We start from the raw sequence: 17193 nt of genomic DNA on the forward strand, positions 1-17193 counted from the left end.
AACGGCGTGCGGATGCCGCAGCTCGGCTTCGGCGTCTGGCAGGTGCCCGACGACGAGGCCGAGGGCGCCGTCGCCACGGCGCTGGAGGCGGGTTACCGCTCCATCGACACCGCCGCGATCTACGAGAACGAGACGGGCACCGGCAAGGCGCTCGCCACCTCGGGGCTCCCCCGCGAGGAGCTCTTCGTCACGACGAAGCTGTGGAACAGCGAGCAGGGCTACGACTCCACCCTGCGCGCCTTCGACGCCTCGCTGGCGAAGCTGGGCCTGGACCACGTCGACCTGTACCTGATCCACTGGCCGGTCCCGGCGAAGGACGCGTACGTCGACACGTACCGCGCCTTCGAGAAGATCCTGTCCGAGGGGCGGGCCCGGGCGATCGGCGTGTCCAACTTCCTGCCCGAGCACCTGGAGCGGCTGATCGGCGAGACCTCGGTCGTCCCCGCGGTCAACCAGATCGAGCTGCACCCGCAGCTCCAGCAGACGGAGTCCCGCGCGGCGCACGAGAAGCACGGCATCGCCACCGAGGCCTGGTCGCCGCTCGGGCAGGGCCGTGGCCTCCTGGAGGTCCCCGCGCTGGTGGCGATCGCGCAGAAGCACGGCCGCACCCCCGCCCAGGTGGTGCTGCGCTGGCACCTCCAGGTGGGGAACGTGGTGATCCCGAAGTCGGTGACCCCCGCCCGCATCCGGGAGAACATCGCCGTCTTCGACTTCGAGCTGGACGCCGAGGACCTCGCGGCGATCGCCGCGCTGGACGAGGGCCGCCGCCTCGGCCCGAACCCGGGCGAGTTCAACGTCGGCGCCTGACCCGTGCAGGTCGCGGAGGGGGTCTACCGGGTGCGGAACGTGGCCAGCGGGCTGCTCCTGGAGGTGTACGAGGGGTCGACGCGCAGCGGCGCCCCGGTGCGGCAGGCGGCCGACCGGGGCGCGCCCGGCCAGCACTGGCACATCGCCCCGGTGCCGAACGGCAGCGGCCTCCACCACCTGGTGAACGTGGCCGGCGGCAAGCGGCTCGACGTGGCGAACGCCTCGACGGAGAACGGCGCCCGCATCCAGCAGTGGAGGGCCAACAACTTCGGCGCCCAGGAGTGGATCATCGAGCAGGACCTGCAGTCGCCGGGCACGGTGACTCTGGTGAGCTTCGTCAGCGGCCTGCTCCTTGAGGTGGCGGACGGCTCGCACGAGGACGGCGCGGACGTGCGTCAGTGGGAGGACACCGACTCCCCGTCACAGTGGTGGCGGTTGGAGCCGGTGTCCTGAGCCGAGGGTCGCGCCCGGGTGTCAGGCGGGCCTGCGCGCCGTGTGGACCGTACGGGCGGCGAGCAGGAAGACGTCCGGGCGGCGGTGCAGGGAGAGCGGGTCGGCCGGGTCGAGCAGCCGGTCGAGGGCGGCGCGGTCGTCGTCCGCGAGGCACTCGGCCAGGCCGCTCCGCTGCCGTTCGTAGTAGGCGACGACCTGCTCGCGGACGGCGTCCGGCAGCGGGGCGGGGAGGTCGGAGAGGAAGCTCCGGGTGCCGCTGGGGGTGAGCCCGGCGTCGGCGAGGAGGCCGGCCCAGTCGTCGATCTCCTCCTTGGTGCCGGGCAGCGCGGCCCGCATCTCGCCGAACCAGTCGGCGCTCGCCGCGTCGATCCTGGCCTCCAGTCCGGGGCGGCCCACGCCCGCGTTCCACGGCAGGTGGCGGGCGGGGAGGCCGCCCTCGGCGAGGGCGATGACACCGCCGGGGTCCAGCACGTCGGCGAAGGACGCGAGGGCGGCGCGCTGGTCTCCGATGTGGTGCAGCGAGTGGCTGGCCCAGATCAGGTCGGCGGTGCCCAGCGTCGCGAAGTCCGCCGGGAGTTCGGCCCGCAGGGTGCTGACCCGGCCGCCGAGCCCGCGGGCGTCGGCGCGTTCCTGGGCGAGGGCGAGGAGTTCGGGGCTCGCGTCCACGGCGACGACCTCGGCCTCGGGGAAGGCCTCCGCGAGCAGGGCGGTGACGACGCCGGGCCCGCTGCCGATGTCCAGGACCCGGCGCACCGATGCCGCGGGCGCGAGGACGGCGAGCCAGGCGGCGGCCTCGGCGTAGAGGGGGCTCTGGGTCTCCGCCTGGCGGGTGAGCAGGGGTGCCAGTTCGACCCAGTCGAGGTGGGCGCGGTCGTGGTGGGCGTGGTGGGCGGCGTGGCTGCGGCCGTGGCCGTGCGGGCGGCCCTGGTGCTCGATAGCGCTCATGGGGACAGCGTGCGCCCATCCGTGCCGGAGAGGCGAACGAACTTGCCGATCCGGCAAATGTCGCACGTGCGTCGGATCGGCCCCGCGCGCCCTGGGGAAGGCTCAGTTCCCTCGGTGCTGCTGCGGGCTGATCCCGCGGACCCGCTTGAAGGCGGCGCTCAGCGCGAAGGCGCTGCTGTAGCCGACCTGGCGGGCGACGGACTCGACGGTGGCGTCGGTCTGCCGCAGCAGGTCGGCGGCGCGCGCGATGCGCCAGCCGGTGAGGTACGCCATCGGGGGCTCCCCCACCAGGTCGGTGAAGCGCCGGGCGAGCGCGGCCCGGGAGACGCCGGCCTTGTCGGCGAGGGAGGCGACCGTCCAGGGATGGGCCGGGTCGTTCTCCATGAGCCGCAGTGCCCGCCCGACGACCGGGTCGCCCATCGCCCGGTACCAGGCGGGGGCGGCGGCCCCCGGCCGGGAGAACCAGGCGCGGACGGCGGCGATCAGGAGCAGGTCGAGCACCCGGTCGAGGACGACGCTCTGCCCGGGCTCGTCGCGAGAGATCTCCTGCTCCAGGAACGGCATCAGCGGGCAGTTCCACGCGTCGGCGGGCAGGTGCAGCAGGCCGGGCAGGGCGTCGAGCAGCCGCCGGCTGACCTCGCCGGCCAGCAGGTAGGTGCCGACGAGGACGGCGGTGCCGCCGTCGGGGGCGTTGCCCCAGGTCCGCACGCCGAGGCTCATCGACTGCTCCAGCGGCTCCCCGCTGAGGGTCGAGCAGTGGCCGCCGGGGCCGATGACGGCGGTGGGCACGGCGTCGGCGGTGTGGGCGACGTTGTACGGCTCCGGGCCGCGGGCGATCGCGATGTCACCGGGCCGCAGCAGGACCGGAGCCCCGCCTCCGTCGGGCACGATCCAGGCCTCGCCGTCGGTGACGCACATCAGGCAGAGCGGGGCTTCGTCCGCGATCCGTACGGACCAGGGCGGTGCCATCACCATGCGCAGGATGAAGGCGCCCTTGGCGCGGGGTCCGTCGAGGAGGCCGGCGAGTGCGTCCATGGCCGCCAGCGTAGACGGAGGCGTATGCGGGTGAGCCGGTGGAGCATGGGAATCCCGGTCCGCGACGACGAGTCTTGAGCCATGACGACGCACACGGAGAACACGCAGACGGACAACTCGCAGACGGACGGCACGCGGAGGGACGGCACGCGGACGGTTCTGGTGACGGGTGCGACCGGCAAGACCGGGCGCCGGGTGGCCCGCGGCCTGGAGGAGCGCGGGGCGCGGGTCCTCGCCGGCTCCCGCGGCGGCCCGACCCGCTTCGACTGGGAGGACCCGGCCACCTGGGGTCCGGCCCTGGCGGGCGCGGACGCCGCGTTCGTCAACTACTACCCCGACCTGGCCGCGCCGGGCGCCGAGGAGGCGATGCGGACCTTCGGCGGGCTCGCGGCCGCGCACGGGGTGCGGCGGCTCACCCTGCTCTCCGGGCGGGGCGAGCCGGAGGCGGTGCGGGCGGAGCAGGCGCTGCGGGCGGCCGGGGTCGAACTCACCGTCGTACGGGCCGCGTTCTTCGCGCAGAACTTCGACGAGGGGCTGCTCGCGGAAGGTGTCGCGGCCGGGGTGATCGCCTTCCCGGCCGGTGACACGGCGGAGCCGTTCGTCGACGTGGACGACCTCGCGGAGGTCGTCGTGGAGACCCTGGTGCAGGACGGGCAGGCGGGTCTGGTGCACGAGCTGACCGGGCCGCGGGCGCTGACCTTCGCCGAGGTGGCGGCCGAGCTGTCGCGGGCCTCGGGCCGGGAGGTCGCGTACGTGCCGATGGGCGAGGTCGAATTCGCCGGGATGCTGGCCGGGTTCGGCATGCCGGAGCCCGAAGCGGCATGGCTGGCCGCCTTGTTCACGACGCTCCTCGACGGGCACAACACCCCGGTGACGGACGGGGTGAAGCGGGTCCTGGGCCGCGAGCCGCGCGACTTCTCGGCCTACGCGGACCGGGCGTTCGGCCCGGCCGCGGACCAGGACGGCGTGGCGGACCGGGAGGGCGAGCCGGCGGCGGACCAGGACGGCGACCCGGCGGCCACGGTCGCGGCTCAGGCGTAACGGGCGGCGAGGGTCCGCACGGTGGCGGCGATCCGCTCGCGGAGGTCCTCGGGGGCGAGGACCTCCACCTCCGTGCCGAGGGCGAGCAGGGTGTCGTGGGCGTGCCGGGGCCCCTCGACGGGCAGGGAGGCCCGGATCCAGCCGTCGGACTCCGTGACGCCGTGCTCGGCGACGGCCAGGGCGGCGGCGCCGCTGAGCCGGGCGACACCGCGCGGGGAGATCCGGACGAGGGCCTCGCCCTGGTGCAGCCGGGCGTGGAAGTCGTCCTGGGCCGCCCGCCAGTGGGCGGTCAGGTCGAAGTCCTCGGGGATGACGGCCTCCTCGTCGGTGACGGTGAGGTCGAGGATCTGGTCGACCCGGTAGGTGCGCGGCCCGGGCCCGGCGACCAGGTACCAGCGGCCCGCCTTGAGCACCAGGCCGTACGGCTCCAGGCGCCGGTCGACGTCGGTGGGCTCCTTCCAGCGCCGGTAGCGGACGGTGATGACGTGCCCGGTCCGGACGGCGTCGGCGACCTGCGGCAGGAACGGGGCCGCTCGCTCCGTGGCGTACCAGCCGGGTGCGTCGATGTGGAAGCGGGTGCGCAGCCGGTCGACGTGCTCGCGCAGCGGCGCGGGCAGGGCGGCCCGCAGTTTCAGCTGGGCGTCGGTGAAGTGGCCGCCGAGCCCGAGCTCGTCGGCGGCGACGGGAAGCCCGGCGAGCACGAGGGCCTCGGCCTCGCGCGCGTACAGGTCGGTGAGCCGGTTGCGGTGTCCGGCGAGCAGCCGGTAACCGCCGCGGTGCCCGGCGTCGCCGTACAGCGGCACTCCGGCGGCGTGCAGGGACTCGACGTCCCGGTAGACGGTGCGGACCGAGACCTCCAGCTCCTCGGCGAGCTCGTGGGCGGTCATGCGGCCGCGCGTCTGCAGGAGCAGCAGGATCGTGAGGAGACGGCTGGACTTCACTGACACAAGGTGTCAGTGAAGTGCTCCTACAGTCCAGCCATGACTTTCGCGGAGAAGCACCTCATCGTTCTGCCGCCCGTCGAGATCGGCGGCCGGCACATCAAGCGCTACCACGTGACGGCCGACCCGGCGGGCATCGAGCCGGAGGTCGAGAAGGCGGCGTACGCGCTGCTCCCGGAGCTCCTTCCGGCGCCGGACGGCACCCCGGCGGCGAGTTTCGTGGTGCTGCACCGGGGCGGCGACACCGGCGCGTACCTCAACGTCTACAGCTGGGTGTGGGACAACGTGCTCCACTTCACGGGCGCGGCGGCGGGCCAGCCGGCCCTCGACTGCCCGGACCTGGACCCCACCCGTTTCGTGCCGACCGAGCCGGGCGCGCGCAACTGGATCGGCTGTGTTTGGGAGTTGGCCCCGCTCGGTCACGAACGGGCCGCCTGGGTGCGGCACATGCTCGCAGCCGAGACCGCCGACCTCGACGCGTACCTGGCGGACGCGCTGACCAGCGGCACGACGGGGGTGGACGCGTGAGCGGCGGCGGCTTCGACTTCCTGGAGGGCGGGTGGACCGTCCGCAACCGGCGGCTCGCCGACTTCCTCGATCCGGACAGCGGCTGGGAGGAGTTCGACGGGCACACCACCGGGCTCCTGTTCCGGGACGGTCGGGCGCACGTCGACGAGATCGTCTTCCCCGCGAAGGGCTTCAGCGGGCTGACCCTGCGCCTGTACGAGCCGGAGACCGACGAGTGGACGCTGAACTGGTCCAACAGCCGCACCGGCCGGCTGGAGCCGCCGGTGCGCGGGCGCTTCGGCCCGGACGGCACGGGCGAGTTCTTCGGCGACGACCACTACGGGGGCCGTCCGGTGCGGGTGCGGTTCCGGTGGTCGGGGATCGGCCCGGAGACGGCCCGCTGGGAGCAGGCGTTCGCGCCCGCCGGGACCGAGCGGTGGGTGGTGAACTGGGTGATGGACTTCAGCCGCGGGCCGCGTCCTTGACGTAGCGGGCGAGCCGGTAGGCGGGATCGGCGCGCGGCCGGTCCTGGTCCGGGAGGGCGGCGAGGGCCCGGGAGAGGGCCTCCACGGTCGCGGGGGTGCCGTGGAACCAGGACGCGTAGGAGCCGCGGCGCAGTTTCTCGGCGGTGCCGCGCGGGGTGCCGCCCTGGCCGTGGCCGGTGAAGTCGGTGCCGGAGGCGGGGACGAGGCCGTGCGCGGCGGCGTACGCGGTGACGAGGCCGAGCCGGTCCGATGCCGCGTCGGGCGCGCGGTGCGGGCGGAGCACGGCGTCGATGTCGCTGCCGACGTCGTGGGCGAGGTCCTTGTCGACGGTCGTGACGAACACGCCGCCGGGGCGCAGCACCCGGGCCGCCTCGGCGACGACGTCCTCGACGAACGGCACCAGGTGCAGCAGCCAGACGGCGCTGACGGCGTCGACGGCACCGTCCCGCAGCGGCAGCCGCCGGGCGTCGGCGCGCACGGCCCGGCCGGGGACCCGGCCGGCGGCCGTGCGCAGCATCGCGTGCGCGGCGTCGGCCCCGTACACGGCGAGGCCGGGCCGGGCGAGGCGTTCGGTGACGAGGCCGGTGCCGCAGGCGAGGTCGAGCAGCGTGCGGGCGTCGGGCGGCACGAGCCGCAGCACGGCGTCGGCCGCCGCCCGAGCCCGCGGCACCCCGCCGCGGGTCTCGTCGTAGTGCGCGGCCTCGGCCTCGTAGTCGAGGATCGGCTTCCCCGTGTGCTCCCCCATGCGGGAGATCGTACGTGGCGGTGTCAGCGAGCGCCGTGGCCGGGCGCCACCGCCTCCACGCGTTCGGCGAGCCCGAAGTCCTTGTCGGTGACCCCGCCGGCGGTGTGGGTGTTCACGGAGACGGCGACGGTGTTGTAACCGAGCGTCAGATCGCTGTGGTGGTTCAGCTCCTGCTGGATCTGGGCGACATGGACGACGAGCGCGGTCGCGGCGAAGTGGTCGGCGAGCTCGTACTTCCGGGTGATGCGGTCGCCGTCGAGGGCCCAGCCGGGAAGCTCCCGCAGGCGGTCCTCGATCTCCTTCTGCGACAGGGGCTGTGTGGGCACGTGGTGCTCCCTCCGGTCGTGCTGGCTGGTGGCGGTGCGCTGGGTGGTGACGGAGCGGTCCCGGGGAGAACGTACCCGGGTCCCCCTCTGGGATACCGTCTGACCATGACAACTGTCGCGACCGACACGGGTGTGGGTCCGCTGCTGCGCGGCTGGCGCGAGCAGCGGCGGTTGAGCCAGCTGGAGCTGGCGCTGCGGGCGGACTCGTCCGCGCGGCACATCTCCTTCGTCGAGACCGGGCGCTCGCGGCCGAGCGAGGAGATGGTCCTCAAGCTGGCGGAACACCTGGACGTGCCGGTCCGGGAGCGCAACGCCCTGCTCCTGGCGGCGGGTTACGCCCCCCGGTTCACCGAGTCGACGCTCGACGAGCCGTTGCTGGAGACGCTCCGCGAGGGCATCGCGCGGCTGCTGCAGGGCTACGAGCCGTTCCCGGCGCTCGTCGTGGACGGCTCGTACACGGTCGTGGCGGCCAATCAGGGGATCGGGATGCTCCTCACCGGGCTCCCGGAGCACCTGCTGACCCCGCCGTTGAACGCGATGCGGATCACCCTCCACCCGGAGGGCCTCGCGCCGCGGATCCGCAATCTGCGGGAGTGGCGGGGGCATCTGCTGGCCCAGATGGAGCGTCAGATCGGCCTGGTCCGCTCGGAGGCGCTGCGCGCGCTGTACGAGGAGGTGGCGGCCTATCCGCTGCCGGAGGGCGCCGGGGGTCCCGACGACCGGGAGGACCCGGTGCCGTACCCGTACTTCGCGCTGCCGCTGCGGATCGAGCACGACGGGCACGTGCTGTCGTTCGTGTCGTCGATCTCGACGTTCAACACGCCGCTGGACGTGACCGTCGCCGAGCTGGCCATCGAGACGTTCCTCCCGGCCGACCCGGCGACGGTGGCGTACCTCCAGTCGCTCAAGGCGTAGCGGCCCGCAGGGCCGACCACTGGAGTCCGGCGAAGCCGGCGACGGTACCGGCCTGCAGCAGGGTCCACACCGCGCCCGCGGTCGTGGGCTCCAGCCAGGCGACGAGCGCGACGACGCTGAGCACCGTCCACAGCAGGTTGGCGTCGACCACGGTCTTCACGCCGAGGGCCGACGGCCGCGGACGGCTCGCGAGCCAGGCCACTCCGGCCGCGTACGCGGTCAGGAAGAGTCCGAGTTCGAACAGCAGCCCGCGGTCGACGCCGAGGAACTCGCCGAGGGGGCCGGGGGCGGCGACGTAGGCGAGACCGTTGGCGCCGGTGACGACGGCGTCGAGCGCGAGGAACCGGCGCACCATGGACCGCGGCTGGGTGGTGCGGGCAAGACCGGCGAGCAGGGCCTGGGACATGGCGGATCACCCTCCTGAGAGGCGTATCTGACGGGGTGTGGGCCCGGCGCCCGGGCGGAGTGCGCCGCCCGGGACCCGGTGATTCGAGAGTGCCGTGCACCTCTCGGGGCGTCGATTACGTGCGAGGTAATGCGGACCTGGACGCTCGGGAGGACGGGGACGCTCGGGGGACCGGAACGCTCGCGAGGACCAGGTCGCTCGGGAGGGCCAGATCGCTCGGGAGGGCCAGATCGCTCGGGAGGACCGGGGCGAGGGACCGGGTAGGGTTCGCGCCTGGATGGCCGGATGAGGCCGGCCCGTTCGTTCAGGGGGACTGCCGTGGGGGGCAAGGGACGGTCGCATCTCGTCGCGACCGGGGACGATCACAAGGTGACGCCGGCGGAGCTGTTCTTCGACCTCGTCTTCGTCTACGCGATCACGCAGGTGACGGCGCTGATGGCGGCCGACCCGTCGCCGGTGCGGGTGGTCGGGGCCATGGCGGTGCTCGCGCTGATGTGGTGGTGCTGGTGCGCCTTCTCGTGGCTGGGCAATGTCGTGCGGGCCGACTCGGTCGCCCTGTTCGGGGTGCTCGTCACGGTGATGGCCACGGTGTTCGTGGTGTCGCTGGCGGTGCCGGAGGTGCTGGCCGACGCGCCGGGCGGGCTGCCCGCGCCGCTGGTGTTCGTGCTCAGCTACGGCGTCGTGCGGGTGCTGCACCTGGCCTCGTACCGTCTGGCCAGCCCCGGCGACAAGGTGCTGCACCGCGTCCTGGGGCGGACGGCGCTGCTGTCGGTGCTGCCGCCGTTCGTGCTGCTGCTGGTGGGCTGCGCCTACGACGGGAAGATCCGGCTGCTGTTCTGGCTGGGCGCGGTGGCCGTGGACTACGGCGCGATCTTCGTGACCGGCTCGTCGGGCTGGCGGGTGAACGCGCCGGGTCACTTCTCCGAGCGGTACGGCCTGATCGTCATCATCGCGCTCGGCGAGTCGATCGTGGCCATGGGCGTTGGCATGGAGGGCTTCCCGCTGACCGTCGCCGTGATCGGCGCGTGCGCGGCGGGCCTGCTGCTGTCGGCGGGGCTGTGGGCGCTGTACTTCCGCCGTTTCGGTGAGCACCTGGAGCACCGGCTCGCCGCGCTGGACGGCGACGAGCGGACCCGGTTCGCCCGGGACGCGTACACCTTCCTGCACCTGCCGCTGGTGGCGGGCGTGGTGCTGTGCGCGCTCGGTATGAAGAAGGTCCTCACCCAGGTCGCCGACACCGGCCACTACGATCTGGCCGAGCCGCTGCACGGCACCGTGGCCTGGTCGTTGACGGGCGGGGTCGGCGTCTTCCTGCTGGGCTCGGCGGCGATCATCCTGCGCGCGGGCGGACCGCGCCCGACCCCGCTCCTCGTCGTCGGCGTGTGCTGCCTGTTCGCCGGACCGCTGGTCGCCCGCGTCCCCGCGCTGCTCGTGCTGTCGCTGCTCGCCGTGGGGGTGCTCGTCCTGGTGCTGGTCCACGGCCGCCGGGCCGCCGCGGCGCCGTCCGCCGCCGGGGACCTGCCGCACGCGGCGTGACGTCCCCGGCGACGGAGACCGGTCGGCCGGAAGGTCCCGGAACCGGGACGAGGGAACTGGGCGGTCAGTCCGCCCGGCGCTCCGCGTCGGCGGAGAGCTCCGGCGCGGTGCGGGCCACGTGCGGTTCCGTTTCGTGTTCCCGCTCGGCGCGGCGTTCCGTGGCGCGTTCACGGGCCGCCTCGGCGCGCAGCAGGGCGTTGAGGACGGCGTAGGGGTCGACGGGCATGGCGGTGCTCCTTGCGGTGGGGGGTGGGGTGCGAGGGAGGCCAGGCCCCTCAGCACCGCATCACCGCCGACCGGGGAGCGTCGCCCTGCGCGGACGGAACGGGGACGGGGGCGGGGTCGCCGGCGGGGGCGGCGCACGGCGCGGCCCGCGGCGGCGCGGGGCGCCGTACCCCGCGGACGGGCGCGGTCGCCTCGGTCTCGGCGGCGTCGTGGCTCTCCGCTCCCGGATCGGCCGCCGCGGAGACGGACCGCGACTCGCCCTCGGCGCCCGGCACCCCCGCGGCGGCTCCCGCGCCGGCGCCGAGCAGCGCGGCCAGCACGAGCAGCACCGCGAGCGCGAACCGGGCGAGGGACCTCATGGAGATCCGTACTGCCCCGCGGGAAGGGGCGTAGGCCGCCCGGGCGCCAGATCCGCCCGGGCGGCCTACGCCCCCGGCCCGCTTTTCACCGCACCGGGTGTCCCGGCGGCAGCGGTCGTGCGTCCCCGCTTCAGGAGGCGCGCCCCTTGCGGGCCGCCATCACCGCGTACACGAGGACGCCGGCGAAGAGGAACAGCACGCCCTGGTAGACGGCGGCGTAGCCGGAGCCCGCGACCAGCCAGAGGGAGAAGCCGAAGGCGGCGAGGGCGAGCACGCCGTCGCGGACGAGGCCCGCACGGGAGACCTTCTCGCGCTGCCCGGACAGCAGGAAGTAGATCTGGGCGGCCGTGGAGAGCAGGTAGGGCACGGTGGCGGTGAAGGTGGTGACGAGCACGAGCATCTCGAAGACGCCCTCGGTGCCGGCCGTGTAGTTGTAGACCGTCAGGAGCGAGGCGAGCGCGACGGTGACGACGACGCCGACCGTGGGGACACCGCGCCGCTCGACCGTGAAGGCCTTCGGGAACAGGCCGTCGCGGGCGGCGGCGTAGGGCATCTGGGCGCTGAGCAGGGTCCAGCCGTTGAGGGCGCCGAGGATGCTGACCATGGCCATGCAGGCGACGGCCACGCCGCCCCAGGAGCCGCCGAACATGATGTCGGTGGCGTCGGAGAAGGGGGCCGTGGAGGTGACCAGCTCGTCGTGGGCCACGGTGCCGAAGACGGACAGCGTGCCGAGCAGGTAGAGCGCGGCGGCGCCGAGGGTGCCGAGGACGGTGGCGCGGCCGACGTTGCGGCGCGGGTCGCGCACCTGGCCGGCGCTGACGGCGGCGGACTCGACGCCCAGATAGCTGAAGAGCAGGATCGCGGCGGACGCGGAGACGGCGCCGAGCGCGCTGCCGCCGCTCGCGTGGAAGGGACCGAGATTGTCCGGATCGAAGAAGAAGAACCCGCCGATGGCGACCAGCAGCAGCGGCACGAACTTCAGCACGGTGGCGACGACCTGCACCGCGCCGACGTACCGGGTGCCGGCCAGGTTGGCGAGGCCGGGCAGCCACTGGAAGGCGAGGGCGGCGGCGATCGTGACGAGCGTGGACCCGTGGACCGGGAGGACGACGTCGAGGTAGCCGACGGCGGCGACGGCGAGGGCCGCGTTGGAGACCCAGGCGGTGACCCAGTAGGACCAGGCCGCCAGGAAGCCGGCGAAGTCGCCGAAGGCGGCGCGGGCGTAGACGTAGGGGCCGCCGGTCCGCGGGAGGCGGTGGGCGAGCCGGCCGAAGACGAGGGCGAGGGCGATCGCGCCGAGGGTGAGGACGCCGAAGGCGAGCAGGCTGATGGTGCCGAAGGGCGCGACGGAGGCGGGGAGGAGGAAGATGCCGCCGCCGATGATGTTGCCCATGACGAGGGCGGTGGCGACCGGCAGACCGAACCGCCGGGCGTGCCTGCCGGCCTGCGGGTCCTGCTCCCCGGCGGGTGCGGGAGCGGCCAGTGCGGGGCCGGGGGGTGCGGCAGCGGCCAGTGCGGGGCCGGACGGTGAGGGAGCGGCCTGTGCGGGGCCGGGGGGTGCGGTGGGGGCTGTGCTCATGGGGGGTGGTGGTGCCTCTCGTCGGACAAACGCCCCCATGGTCCAGAAATCGGGACGGCGCTCCAAGTCACCCGTTTTTGTCCCGCACGGCGGGCCCATCCACCGGAAGAAATGCTCCCGCGTCGCGCTTCGGCGGGGAAATCTCCAACGGCACCTGCGGCCCCTCGCTCTCCCGCAGCCAGCCGCGCAGCACCTGGTGCACCTGCTCCGCGCCCACCAGACCGTCGGGCGGGGCGGTGAGCTCGCGCGGCCAGAGCACGAACGGTTGCGCCTGCTCGCCGCCCAGACCGCCGTGCGAGCCGATCTGTTCCTCGAAGGCGTGGACCGCGCCGGTCGCCGGGTCGTACATCGAGTTGACCATGATGTCCGCGACGTGCGGGAACCCGTCGGTGCGGCGTACGGCCGCGGCCGCGCCCGGGCCGAAGACGGCGAGCGGCCCGTCCGCGTCGTCGTCGGTGAGTGCGGCGACCGGCACCTCGACCCCGTCGCGCGCGAGCACGACCGAGCCGTGCTCCTCGCTCGCGACGAGCACGAAACCGATGCCCGGGTGCTGCGCGAGGGTGCGCAGGAGCGCCGGGTGCAGCCGGTCGATCTCCTCGCGGGTCATCCGGTGCGGCACGCCGGGGAACGAGACGAGGCCGAGGTTGCCGGACGCGAGGACGACCGGCTCTGGCGCCCGTGCCGCCGCGACCGCCGCCGCCTCGGCGCCCTCCGTCCCCTCCTCGTCCGCCTGGTCGACGGGGCGGTGCAGCGCGCTGCGCAGTGCGTCCCGGGCCGCGTCCCGCGCCTCGGAGCCTCCCCCGGACTCCGTCTGGGGGTGCCCCCGGCGGGTCCGGCGCACCCGGCGCGGCACCGGCAGCCCGCAGCCGGCCCGGACCAGGTCGCGCAGCGTCAGCCCGTACGCCGACGCGAAGGTCTCCCCCGGGCTCTGGCCGTGGTCGGAGAGGAGCACGATCCGGTACGGGCGGGGGGCGTGCTCGGCGACCTTGGCGATCAGGGCGATCACCCGGTCGAGCCGCGCCAGGACCTGGTCGGTGTCGGGGCCCTGCGGCCCGGAATGGTGGGCGACCTCGTCGTATGCGACCAGGTCGGCGTAGACGGCGGTCCGGCCGGCGAGCATGTCGCCCATCACGGCCGCGACCACCACGTCGCGCTCGACGACCGTGGCGAAGGCGCGCACGAGGGGGTAGAGGCCGCCGCGGGAGACCCGTGGGGTGGCCCGGCGCAGCCGGGCCCGGGTCGCCTGGAAGATCTCGCGGAAGGTCTCGGCGACGAAGGAGCCGGCCGTGCGGACGGCGTTGGCGGGGTCGGAGAAGTACGCGAAGTAGCCGGCGCGCGAGCGGTTGCGGCGGCCACGGCGGGCGGCGGTCGACAGGACGAGGGCGATCTGGTCCGCGCCGCCGCTGAACAGGTTGCCGCGGGAGGCGCCGTCGAAGGTGAGGAGTCCGCCGTCGCCGGTGCGCTCGACGGCGCGGCGCTGGAGTTCGACGGCGCTCGCGGGGCGGTTGGACACCATGAGCCGGCCGGTGTCCTTCTCGTACCAGCGGAAGGCGGGCACGTCCTCGTTCGTGCCGTGCAGGATCCCGAGCTGGCTGGCGCCGGTCTGGCTGGACCAGTCGGTGCGCCAGGGGGTGAGGGTGTGGGTGCCGGCGAGCCAGTCGGCGACGGTGGGCATCCGGCCGGCGGCGACGGCGTCGCGCAGCACGCGGTGGCCGACCCCGTCGAGTTGCAGGAAGAGAGTGCCGGGGACGGGTTCGGCTCCGCCCTCGCGGACGATCCGGGGGCGTTTGCGGTCGGTGAGGCGGTAGAGGCGGCGCCGGTAGGCGTCGTCGTCGCGGACGGCGAGCGCGGTGGAGGTGGCCGAGGCGACGGCGGACATCACGGCGGCGACCACGACGGCGGTCTCGGGCGCGGCGGCGCCCCGCCCGTCGGGGATCAGCCAGAGCGCGACGAGCAGCAGCGAGCCGTTGAGGAAGAACACCAACAGGCCCAGCACGAGCGCCGGTACGAGCAACAGGGCGCGCACGATCAGCGGCCAGACCAGCGCGCCGAGCAGAGCGAAGGCACCCGCGCCCCAGGCCGCGGTGAGCGCGGTCCTGGTGATGCTGTCGCCGTCGGCGGACTGCAGTTGGAAGTCGGGGAGGAGGGCGGCCAGGGCGAGCAGGGTGAGCGTGGAGACCACCCACACCGTGATCACCCGGAACAGGGCCCGCCCCGCGCTCCGCCAGCGTCCGGCGGTTCGCCCTCGCCGTTCACCCACGCCTGGTTCACCTTTCACCCGTTTCCTGCTTCAAGCGTGGCACAACGACTGCGGGGCGGGGACGTGGCAACAGGCGTTCGAAGGCACGGGCCGTGCGGGGCAGGGGCGTGGCAACAAGCGTTCGAAGGCGTGGGCCCTGTGGGCACGGCCCCTGCGGCATGAGGGCCCCCTCCTTGGCAGGGCGGTCTGCAGGGCAAGGGCCCCTGCTCGGGACGGGCGGGCCTGCGGGGCAAAGGCTCCTGCTCGGGACGGGCGGGCCTGCGGGGCCACGGGCCCCTGCTCGGGACGGGCGGGCCTGCGGGGCAAAGGCCCCTGCTCGGGACGGGCGGGCCTGCGGGGCCACGGGCCCCTGCTCGGGACGGGCGGGCCTGCCGAGCCCAGGCCTCGCAGGCGCGACGGGCAGCCCGCCTGGGGACGGGCCGCTGCCGGGGAGCGTCAGGAACCGTCGTACCCGGCGGTGGGCATGGAGAGCCGGCGGTGCACCCCGGCCTTCATGGGCGCGTCGTACGCCGGTTCGTCGAGCCCCGCGGTCTCCAGCCGCACCCCGCGCCGCTCGCACTCGGCGAGGAACTCCGGCACGTCCGTCAACGCCCGGGCGAGAACGCGCTCGTTCGGGGCGACGAAGAGGTCCACGGTGCCCTCCTCGACGTCCGCCCACAACGCCTGGTGGTCGGGCCTCATGCCGTAGCAGAGCAACTGCCGTGCCACCACGTAACCCTTGTCGTGCGCCCAGCGGACGCACATGGCGTACTGGCTGCGGGTATCGACCAGAAACGGGTCGTCGTCGAGCTCTTCGAGCGGGGTGAGGCTGGCGATCGCCGCCACCCGAACGTCGTCCATGGACCGACCCTACTGCGTCCCGGGGCACCCGAGGAGGGGTTCGGTATACCAAGTGCGGGTGGTCCGGCGAAGACCGGCCACACCGACGGCCGCGGACATCTACCCTCGTTACGGAAGGTCCATGGGTTCGGCCGCGGGAGATCGGGAGAGGGTGGCGTGGCGGTGGAGGTCACCTGGTGGGGTCATGCCACGTGCACGGTCGAGGACTCCGGGATCCGCTTCCTGACCGACCCGCTCTTCGCGCGCAGGTTGGCGCACCTGCGCCGCCGCCGCGGCGCGCTGCCGCCGCCCGAGGCGGCTCGGGCCGAGGCCGTGCTGGTCTCGCACCTGCACGCCGACCACCTGCACCTGCCCTCGCTCGCCCGCCTCGCCCCCGGCACCCACGTCATCGTGCCGAGCGGCGCCCCGCGGGCCGTACGGGCACTGCGCCGGCTCGACGTCCGCGGGCTGCGGCTCACCGAGCTCGGGCCGGGCGACGAGGTGTCCGTCGAGGGCGTGACCGTACGCGCGGTACCGGCCCTGCACGACGGGCGCCGGCTCCCGGTCGGCCCGCACCGCTCCCCCGCGCTCGGTTACGTGGTGGAGGGCGAGGCCCGCACCTACTTCGCCGGTGACACCGGCCTGTTCGACGGCATGGCGGAGGCGGTCGGGCCGGTCGACGTGGCACTCCTTCCGGTCGGCGGCTGGGGGCCGTACCTGGGTCACGGCCATCTGGACGCGGGCCGCGCCGCCCAGGCACTGGCCGCCCTGTCCCCGGCGGCCGCGGTCCCGGTCCACTTCGGCACGTACTGGCCGATCGGCATGGACGCGATCCGCCCGCACGAGTTCCACGCCCCGGGCGACGAGTTCGTCCGCCATGCCGCCCGCCTGGCCCCGAAGGTGACGGTGCACCTGCTGGGACACGGCGAGCGGGTCCGCCCGGAGGTGGCGCGGTGAGGCGTCCGGGTGGGGCGGGGGCCGCCCGGTGATCGAACGACTCGTGGCGGCGGTGCGGGAACTGCCGCCGGAGTCGACGCAGCAGGCCGTCGGCTATCCGTCCCTCTTCCTGCTCGTGGCGCTCGGCGCGCTCGTGCCGGTGGTGCCGACGGGGGCGATCGTGAGCTCGGCCGCCGTGGTGGCCTTCCACCAGAGCGCGCCGCTCGCCCTGCTCTTCGTCTTCCTGACGGCGGCCTGCGCCGCGTTCCTGGGCGATCTGGCCTTGTACTGGCTCGGGCAGCGGGGCGTGAGGTCCCGCAACGGCTCGCGCTGGCTCGCGGCCCTGCGCGGCCGGGTCACCCCGGAGCGGCTGGCCCAGGCGCAGGAGCGGCTGGACAGCCAACAGGTGCCGGTGCTCGTGCTGTCCCGCCTGGTGCCGGCGGGACGGATCCCGGTGATGCTGGCCTGCCTGCTCGCCGGGATGCCGCTGCGGCGCTTCGCGCGGGGCGATCTGCCCGCGTGCCTGGCGTGGGCGGCGACGTACCAGCTCATCGGCATCCTCGGCGGATCGCTCTTCCCCGAGCCGTGGCAGGGCGTGGTGGCCGCGGTGGGACTCACGGTCCTGATCAGCGCCGCACCCGCACTGTGGCGGCGCATGCGCGGTCCCGGCCGCGGGGCTTCGTAGGCCCTGCCGTCACACCTCCGTCACACCTCCGTCGTCGCCGAGCGGGTTCCCGACCGCCGGGGCCGGTCGGACGGACCGGCGGCCATGGGCAGGCACGGCGGGAGCGGCGTGGTCGCCGGACTACTGATCCTTCGTCACCGGACGGGGTACGCGGCCGTCCTCGACGGGTTCCGGCCGTCCGGCGTCGC

20 protein-coding genes are annotated in these 17193 nt (G+C 74.5%); 9 read left to right on the forward strand and 11 right to left on the reverse strand.

All coding sequences use genetic code 11. The features are described 5' to 3' along the window. The first annotated feature begins 12 nt into the window (after positions 1-12). Both AB0M16_RS21150 and AB0M16_RS21155 read left to right on the forward strand, forming a co-directional pair. The gene (locus AB0M16_RS21150; RefSeq protein ID WP_365345156.1) at positions 13-807 is read left to right on the forward strand and encodes an aldo/keto reductase; all 795 of its coding nucleotides are present in this window, start codon (positions 13-15) and stop codon (positions 805-807) included. A 3-nt stretch (positions 808-810) separates the two neighbouring features. Then, complete coding sequence (locus AB0M16_RS21155) at positions 811-1260, forward strand: RICIN domain-containing protein (protein WP_365345027.1); 450 nt, start codon at positions 811-813, stop codon at positions 1258-1260. 21 nt (positions 1261-1281) lie between these two features. Here AB0M16_RS21155 and AB0M16_RS21160 read toward each other — a convergent pair whose 3' ends face one another. Both AB0M16_RS21160 and AB0M16_RS21165 read right to left on the reverse strand, forming a co-directional pair. Continuing rightward, a complete protein-coding gene (locus AB0M16_RS21160) occupies positions 1282-2205 on the reverse strand; it encodes a class I SAM-dependent methyltransferase (RefSeq protein ID WP_365345029.1) in 924 nt (307 codons plus the stop codon). A gap of 102 nt (positions 2206-2307) precedes the next feature. Further along, positions 2308-3240, reverse strand: a complete 933-nt coding sequence (locus AB0M16_RS21165; protein ID WP_365345031.1) for an AraC family transcriptional regulator — start codon at positions 3238-3240, stop codon at positions 2308-2310. Between the two features lie 81 nt (positions 3241-3321). On the opposite strand from AB0M16_RS21165, the gene AB0M16_RS21170 reads away from it, so the two are divergent. Continuing rightward, positions 3322-4281, forward strand: a complete 960-nt coding sequence (locus AB0M16_RS21170; protein ID WP_365345033.1) for an NmrA family NAD(P)-binding protein — start codon at positions 3322-3324, stop codon at positions 4279-4281. On the opposite strand, the gene AB0M16_RS21175 is transcribed toward AB0M16_RS21170, so the two are convergent. After that, positions 4272-5222, reverse strand: a complete 951-nt coding sequence (locus AB0M16_RS21175) for a WYL domain-containing protein (RefSeq protein ID WP_365345035.1) — start codon at positions 5220-5222, stop codon at positions 4272-4274. The two genes, AB0M16_RS21170 and AB0M16_RS21175, sit on opposite strands and share 10 nt — an antisense overlap. A gap of 39 nt (positions 5223-5261) precedes the next feature. Here AB0M16_RS21175 and AB0M16_RS21180 point away from each other — a divergent pair, with 39 nt between their 5' ends. Then, positions 5262-5750: a hypothetical protein gene (locus AB0M16_RS21180; RefSeq protein ID WP_365345037.1), complete on the forward strand. Its 489-nt coding sequence runs from the start codon at positions 5262-5264 to the stop codon at positions 5748-5750. Next, positions 5747-6214: a hypothetical protein gene (locus AB0M16_RS21185; protein ID WP_365345039.1), complete on the forward strand. Its 468-nt coding sequence runs from the start codon at positions 5747-5749 to the stop codon at positions 6212-6214. Before AB0M16_RS21180 ends, AB0M16_RS21185 begins: the two co-directional genes overlap by 4 nt. Here AB0M16_RS21185 and AB0M16_RS21190 read toward each other — a convergent pair. Both AB0M16_RS21190 and AB0M16_RS21195 read right to left on the reverse strand, forming a co-directional pair. Further along, entirely contained in the window at positions 6192-6935 is a 744-nt protein-coding gene (locus AB0M16_RS21190) for a class I SAM-dependent methyltransferase (RefSeq protein WP_365345158.1), read from the reverse strand. The two genes, AB0M16_RS21185 and AB0M16_RS21190, sit on opposite strands and share 23 nt — an antisense overlap. Positions 6936-6982: 47 nt before the next feature. Continuing rightward, positions 6983-7285: a 4a-hydroxytetrahydrobiopterin dehydratase gene (locus tag AB0M16_RS21195; protein ID WP_365345041.1), complete on the reverse strand. Its 303-nt coding sequence runs from the start codon at positions 7283-7285 to the stop codon at positions 6983-6985. A gap of 105 nt (positions 7286-7390) precedes the next feature. Between AB0M16_RS21195 and AB0M16_RS21200 the strand changes: the two genes are divergently transcribed. Next, positions 7391-8200 carry a helix-turn-helix transcriptional regulator gene (locus tag AB0M16_RS21200; RefSeq protein WP_365345043.1) on the forward strand — a complete coding sequence of 270 codons (810 nt, stop codon included), beginning with the start codon at positions 7391-7393 and terminating at the stop codon, positions 8198-8200. Here the strand turns inward: AB0M16_RS21200 and AB0M16_RS21205 are convergent. Beyond that, on the reverse strand, positions 8190-8606 hold the full coding sequence (locus AB0M16_RS21205; RefSeq protein WP_365345045.1) for a hypothetical protein: 417 nt from the start codon (positions 8604-8606) through the stop codon (positions 8190-8192). The two genes, AB0M16_RS21200 and AB0M16_RS21205, sit on opposite strands and share 11 nt — an antisense overlap. 369 nt (positions 8607-8975) lie before the next feature. On the opposite strand from AB0M16_RS21205, the gene AB0M16_RS21210 reads away from it, so the two are divergent. Continuing rightward, the gene (locus AB0M16_RS21210) at positions 8976-10142 is read left to right on the forward strand and encodes a low temperature requirement protein A (protein ID WP_365345047.1); all 1167 of its coding nucleotides are present in this window, start codon (positions 8976-8978) and stop codon (positions 10140-10142) included. Between the two features lie 64 nt (positions 10143-10206). On the opposite strand, the gene AB0M16_RS21215 is transcribed toward AB0M16_RS21210, so the two are convergent. From AB0M16_RS21215 to AB0M16_RS21235, 5 genes are all read right to left on the reverse strand, one after another. Then, positions 10207-10368, reverse strand: a complete 162-nt coding sequence (locus tag AB0M16_RS21215; RefSeq protein WP_365345050.1) for a hypothetical protein — start codon at positions 10366-10368, stop codon at positions 10207-10209. A 49-nt stretch (positions 10369-10417) separates the two neighbouring features. Further along, a complete protein-coding gene (locus tag AB0M16_RS21220) occupies positions 10418-10726 on the reverse strand; it encodes a hypothetical protein (RefSeq protein WP_365345052.1) in 309 nt (102 codons plus the stop codon). Positions 10727-10856: 130 nt separating this feature from the next. After that, positions 10857-12305, reverse strand: coding sequence for an amino acid permease (locus tag AB0M16_RS21225; protein WP_365345054.1), 1449 nt, complete (start codon positions 12303-12305; stop codon positions 10857-10859). Between the two features lie 67 nt (positions 12306-12372). Next, positions 12373-14565 carry a phage holin family protein gene (locus AB0M16_RS21230; RefSeq protein WP_365345056.1) on the reverse strand — a complete coding sequence of 731 codons (2193 nt, stop codon included), beginning with the start codon at positions 14563-14565 and terminating at the stop codon, positions 12373-12375. 435 nt (positions 14566-15000) lie between these two features. After that, positions 15001-15405, reverse strand: a complete 405-nt coding sequence (locus AB0M16_RS21235) for a recombinase family protein (RefSeq protein ID WP_365345058.1) — start codon at positions 15403-15405, stop codon at positions 15001-15003. Positions 15406-15561: 156 nt separating this feature from the next. Here AB0M16_RS21235 and AB0M16_RS21240 point away from each other — a divergent pair, with 156 nt between their 5' ends. Together AB0M16_RS21240 and AB0M16_RS21245 are read left to right on the forward strand one after the other, a co-directional pair. After that, the gene (locus AB0M16_RS21240; protein WP_365345060.1) at positions 15562-16341 is read left to right on the forward strand and encodes an MBL fold metallo-hydrolase; all 780 of its coding nucleotides are present in this window, start codon (positions 15562-15564) and stop codon (positions 16339-16341) included. Positions 16342-16369: 28 nt separating this feature from the next. Then, complete coding sequence (locus AB0M16_RS21245) at positions 16370-17005, forward strand: VTT domain-containing protein (protein WP_365345062.1); 636 nt, start codon at positions 16370-16372, stop codon at positions 17003-17005. The last annotated feature ends 188 nt before the right edge of the window (positions 17006-17193 follow it).

Source organism: Streptomyces sp. NPDC051921, assembly GCF_040680975.1.
Taxonomy (GTDB): domain Bacteria; phylum Actinomycetota; class Actinomycetes; order Streptomycetales; family Streptomycetaceae; genus Streptomyces.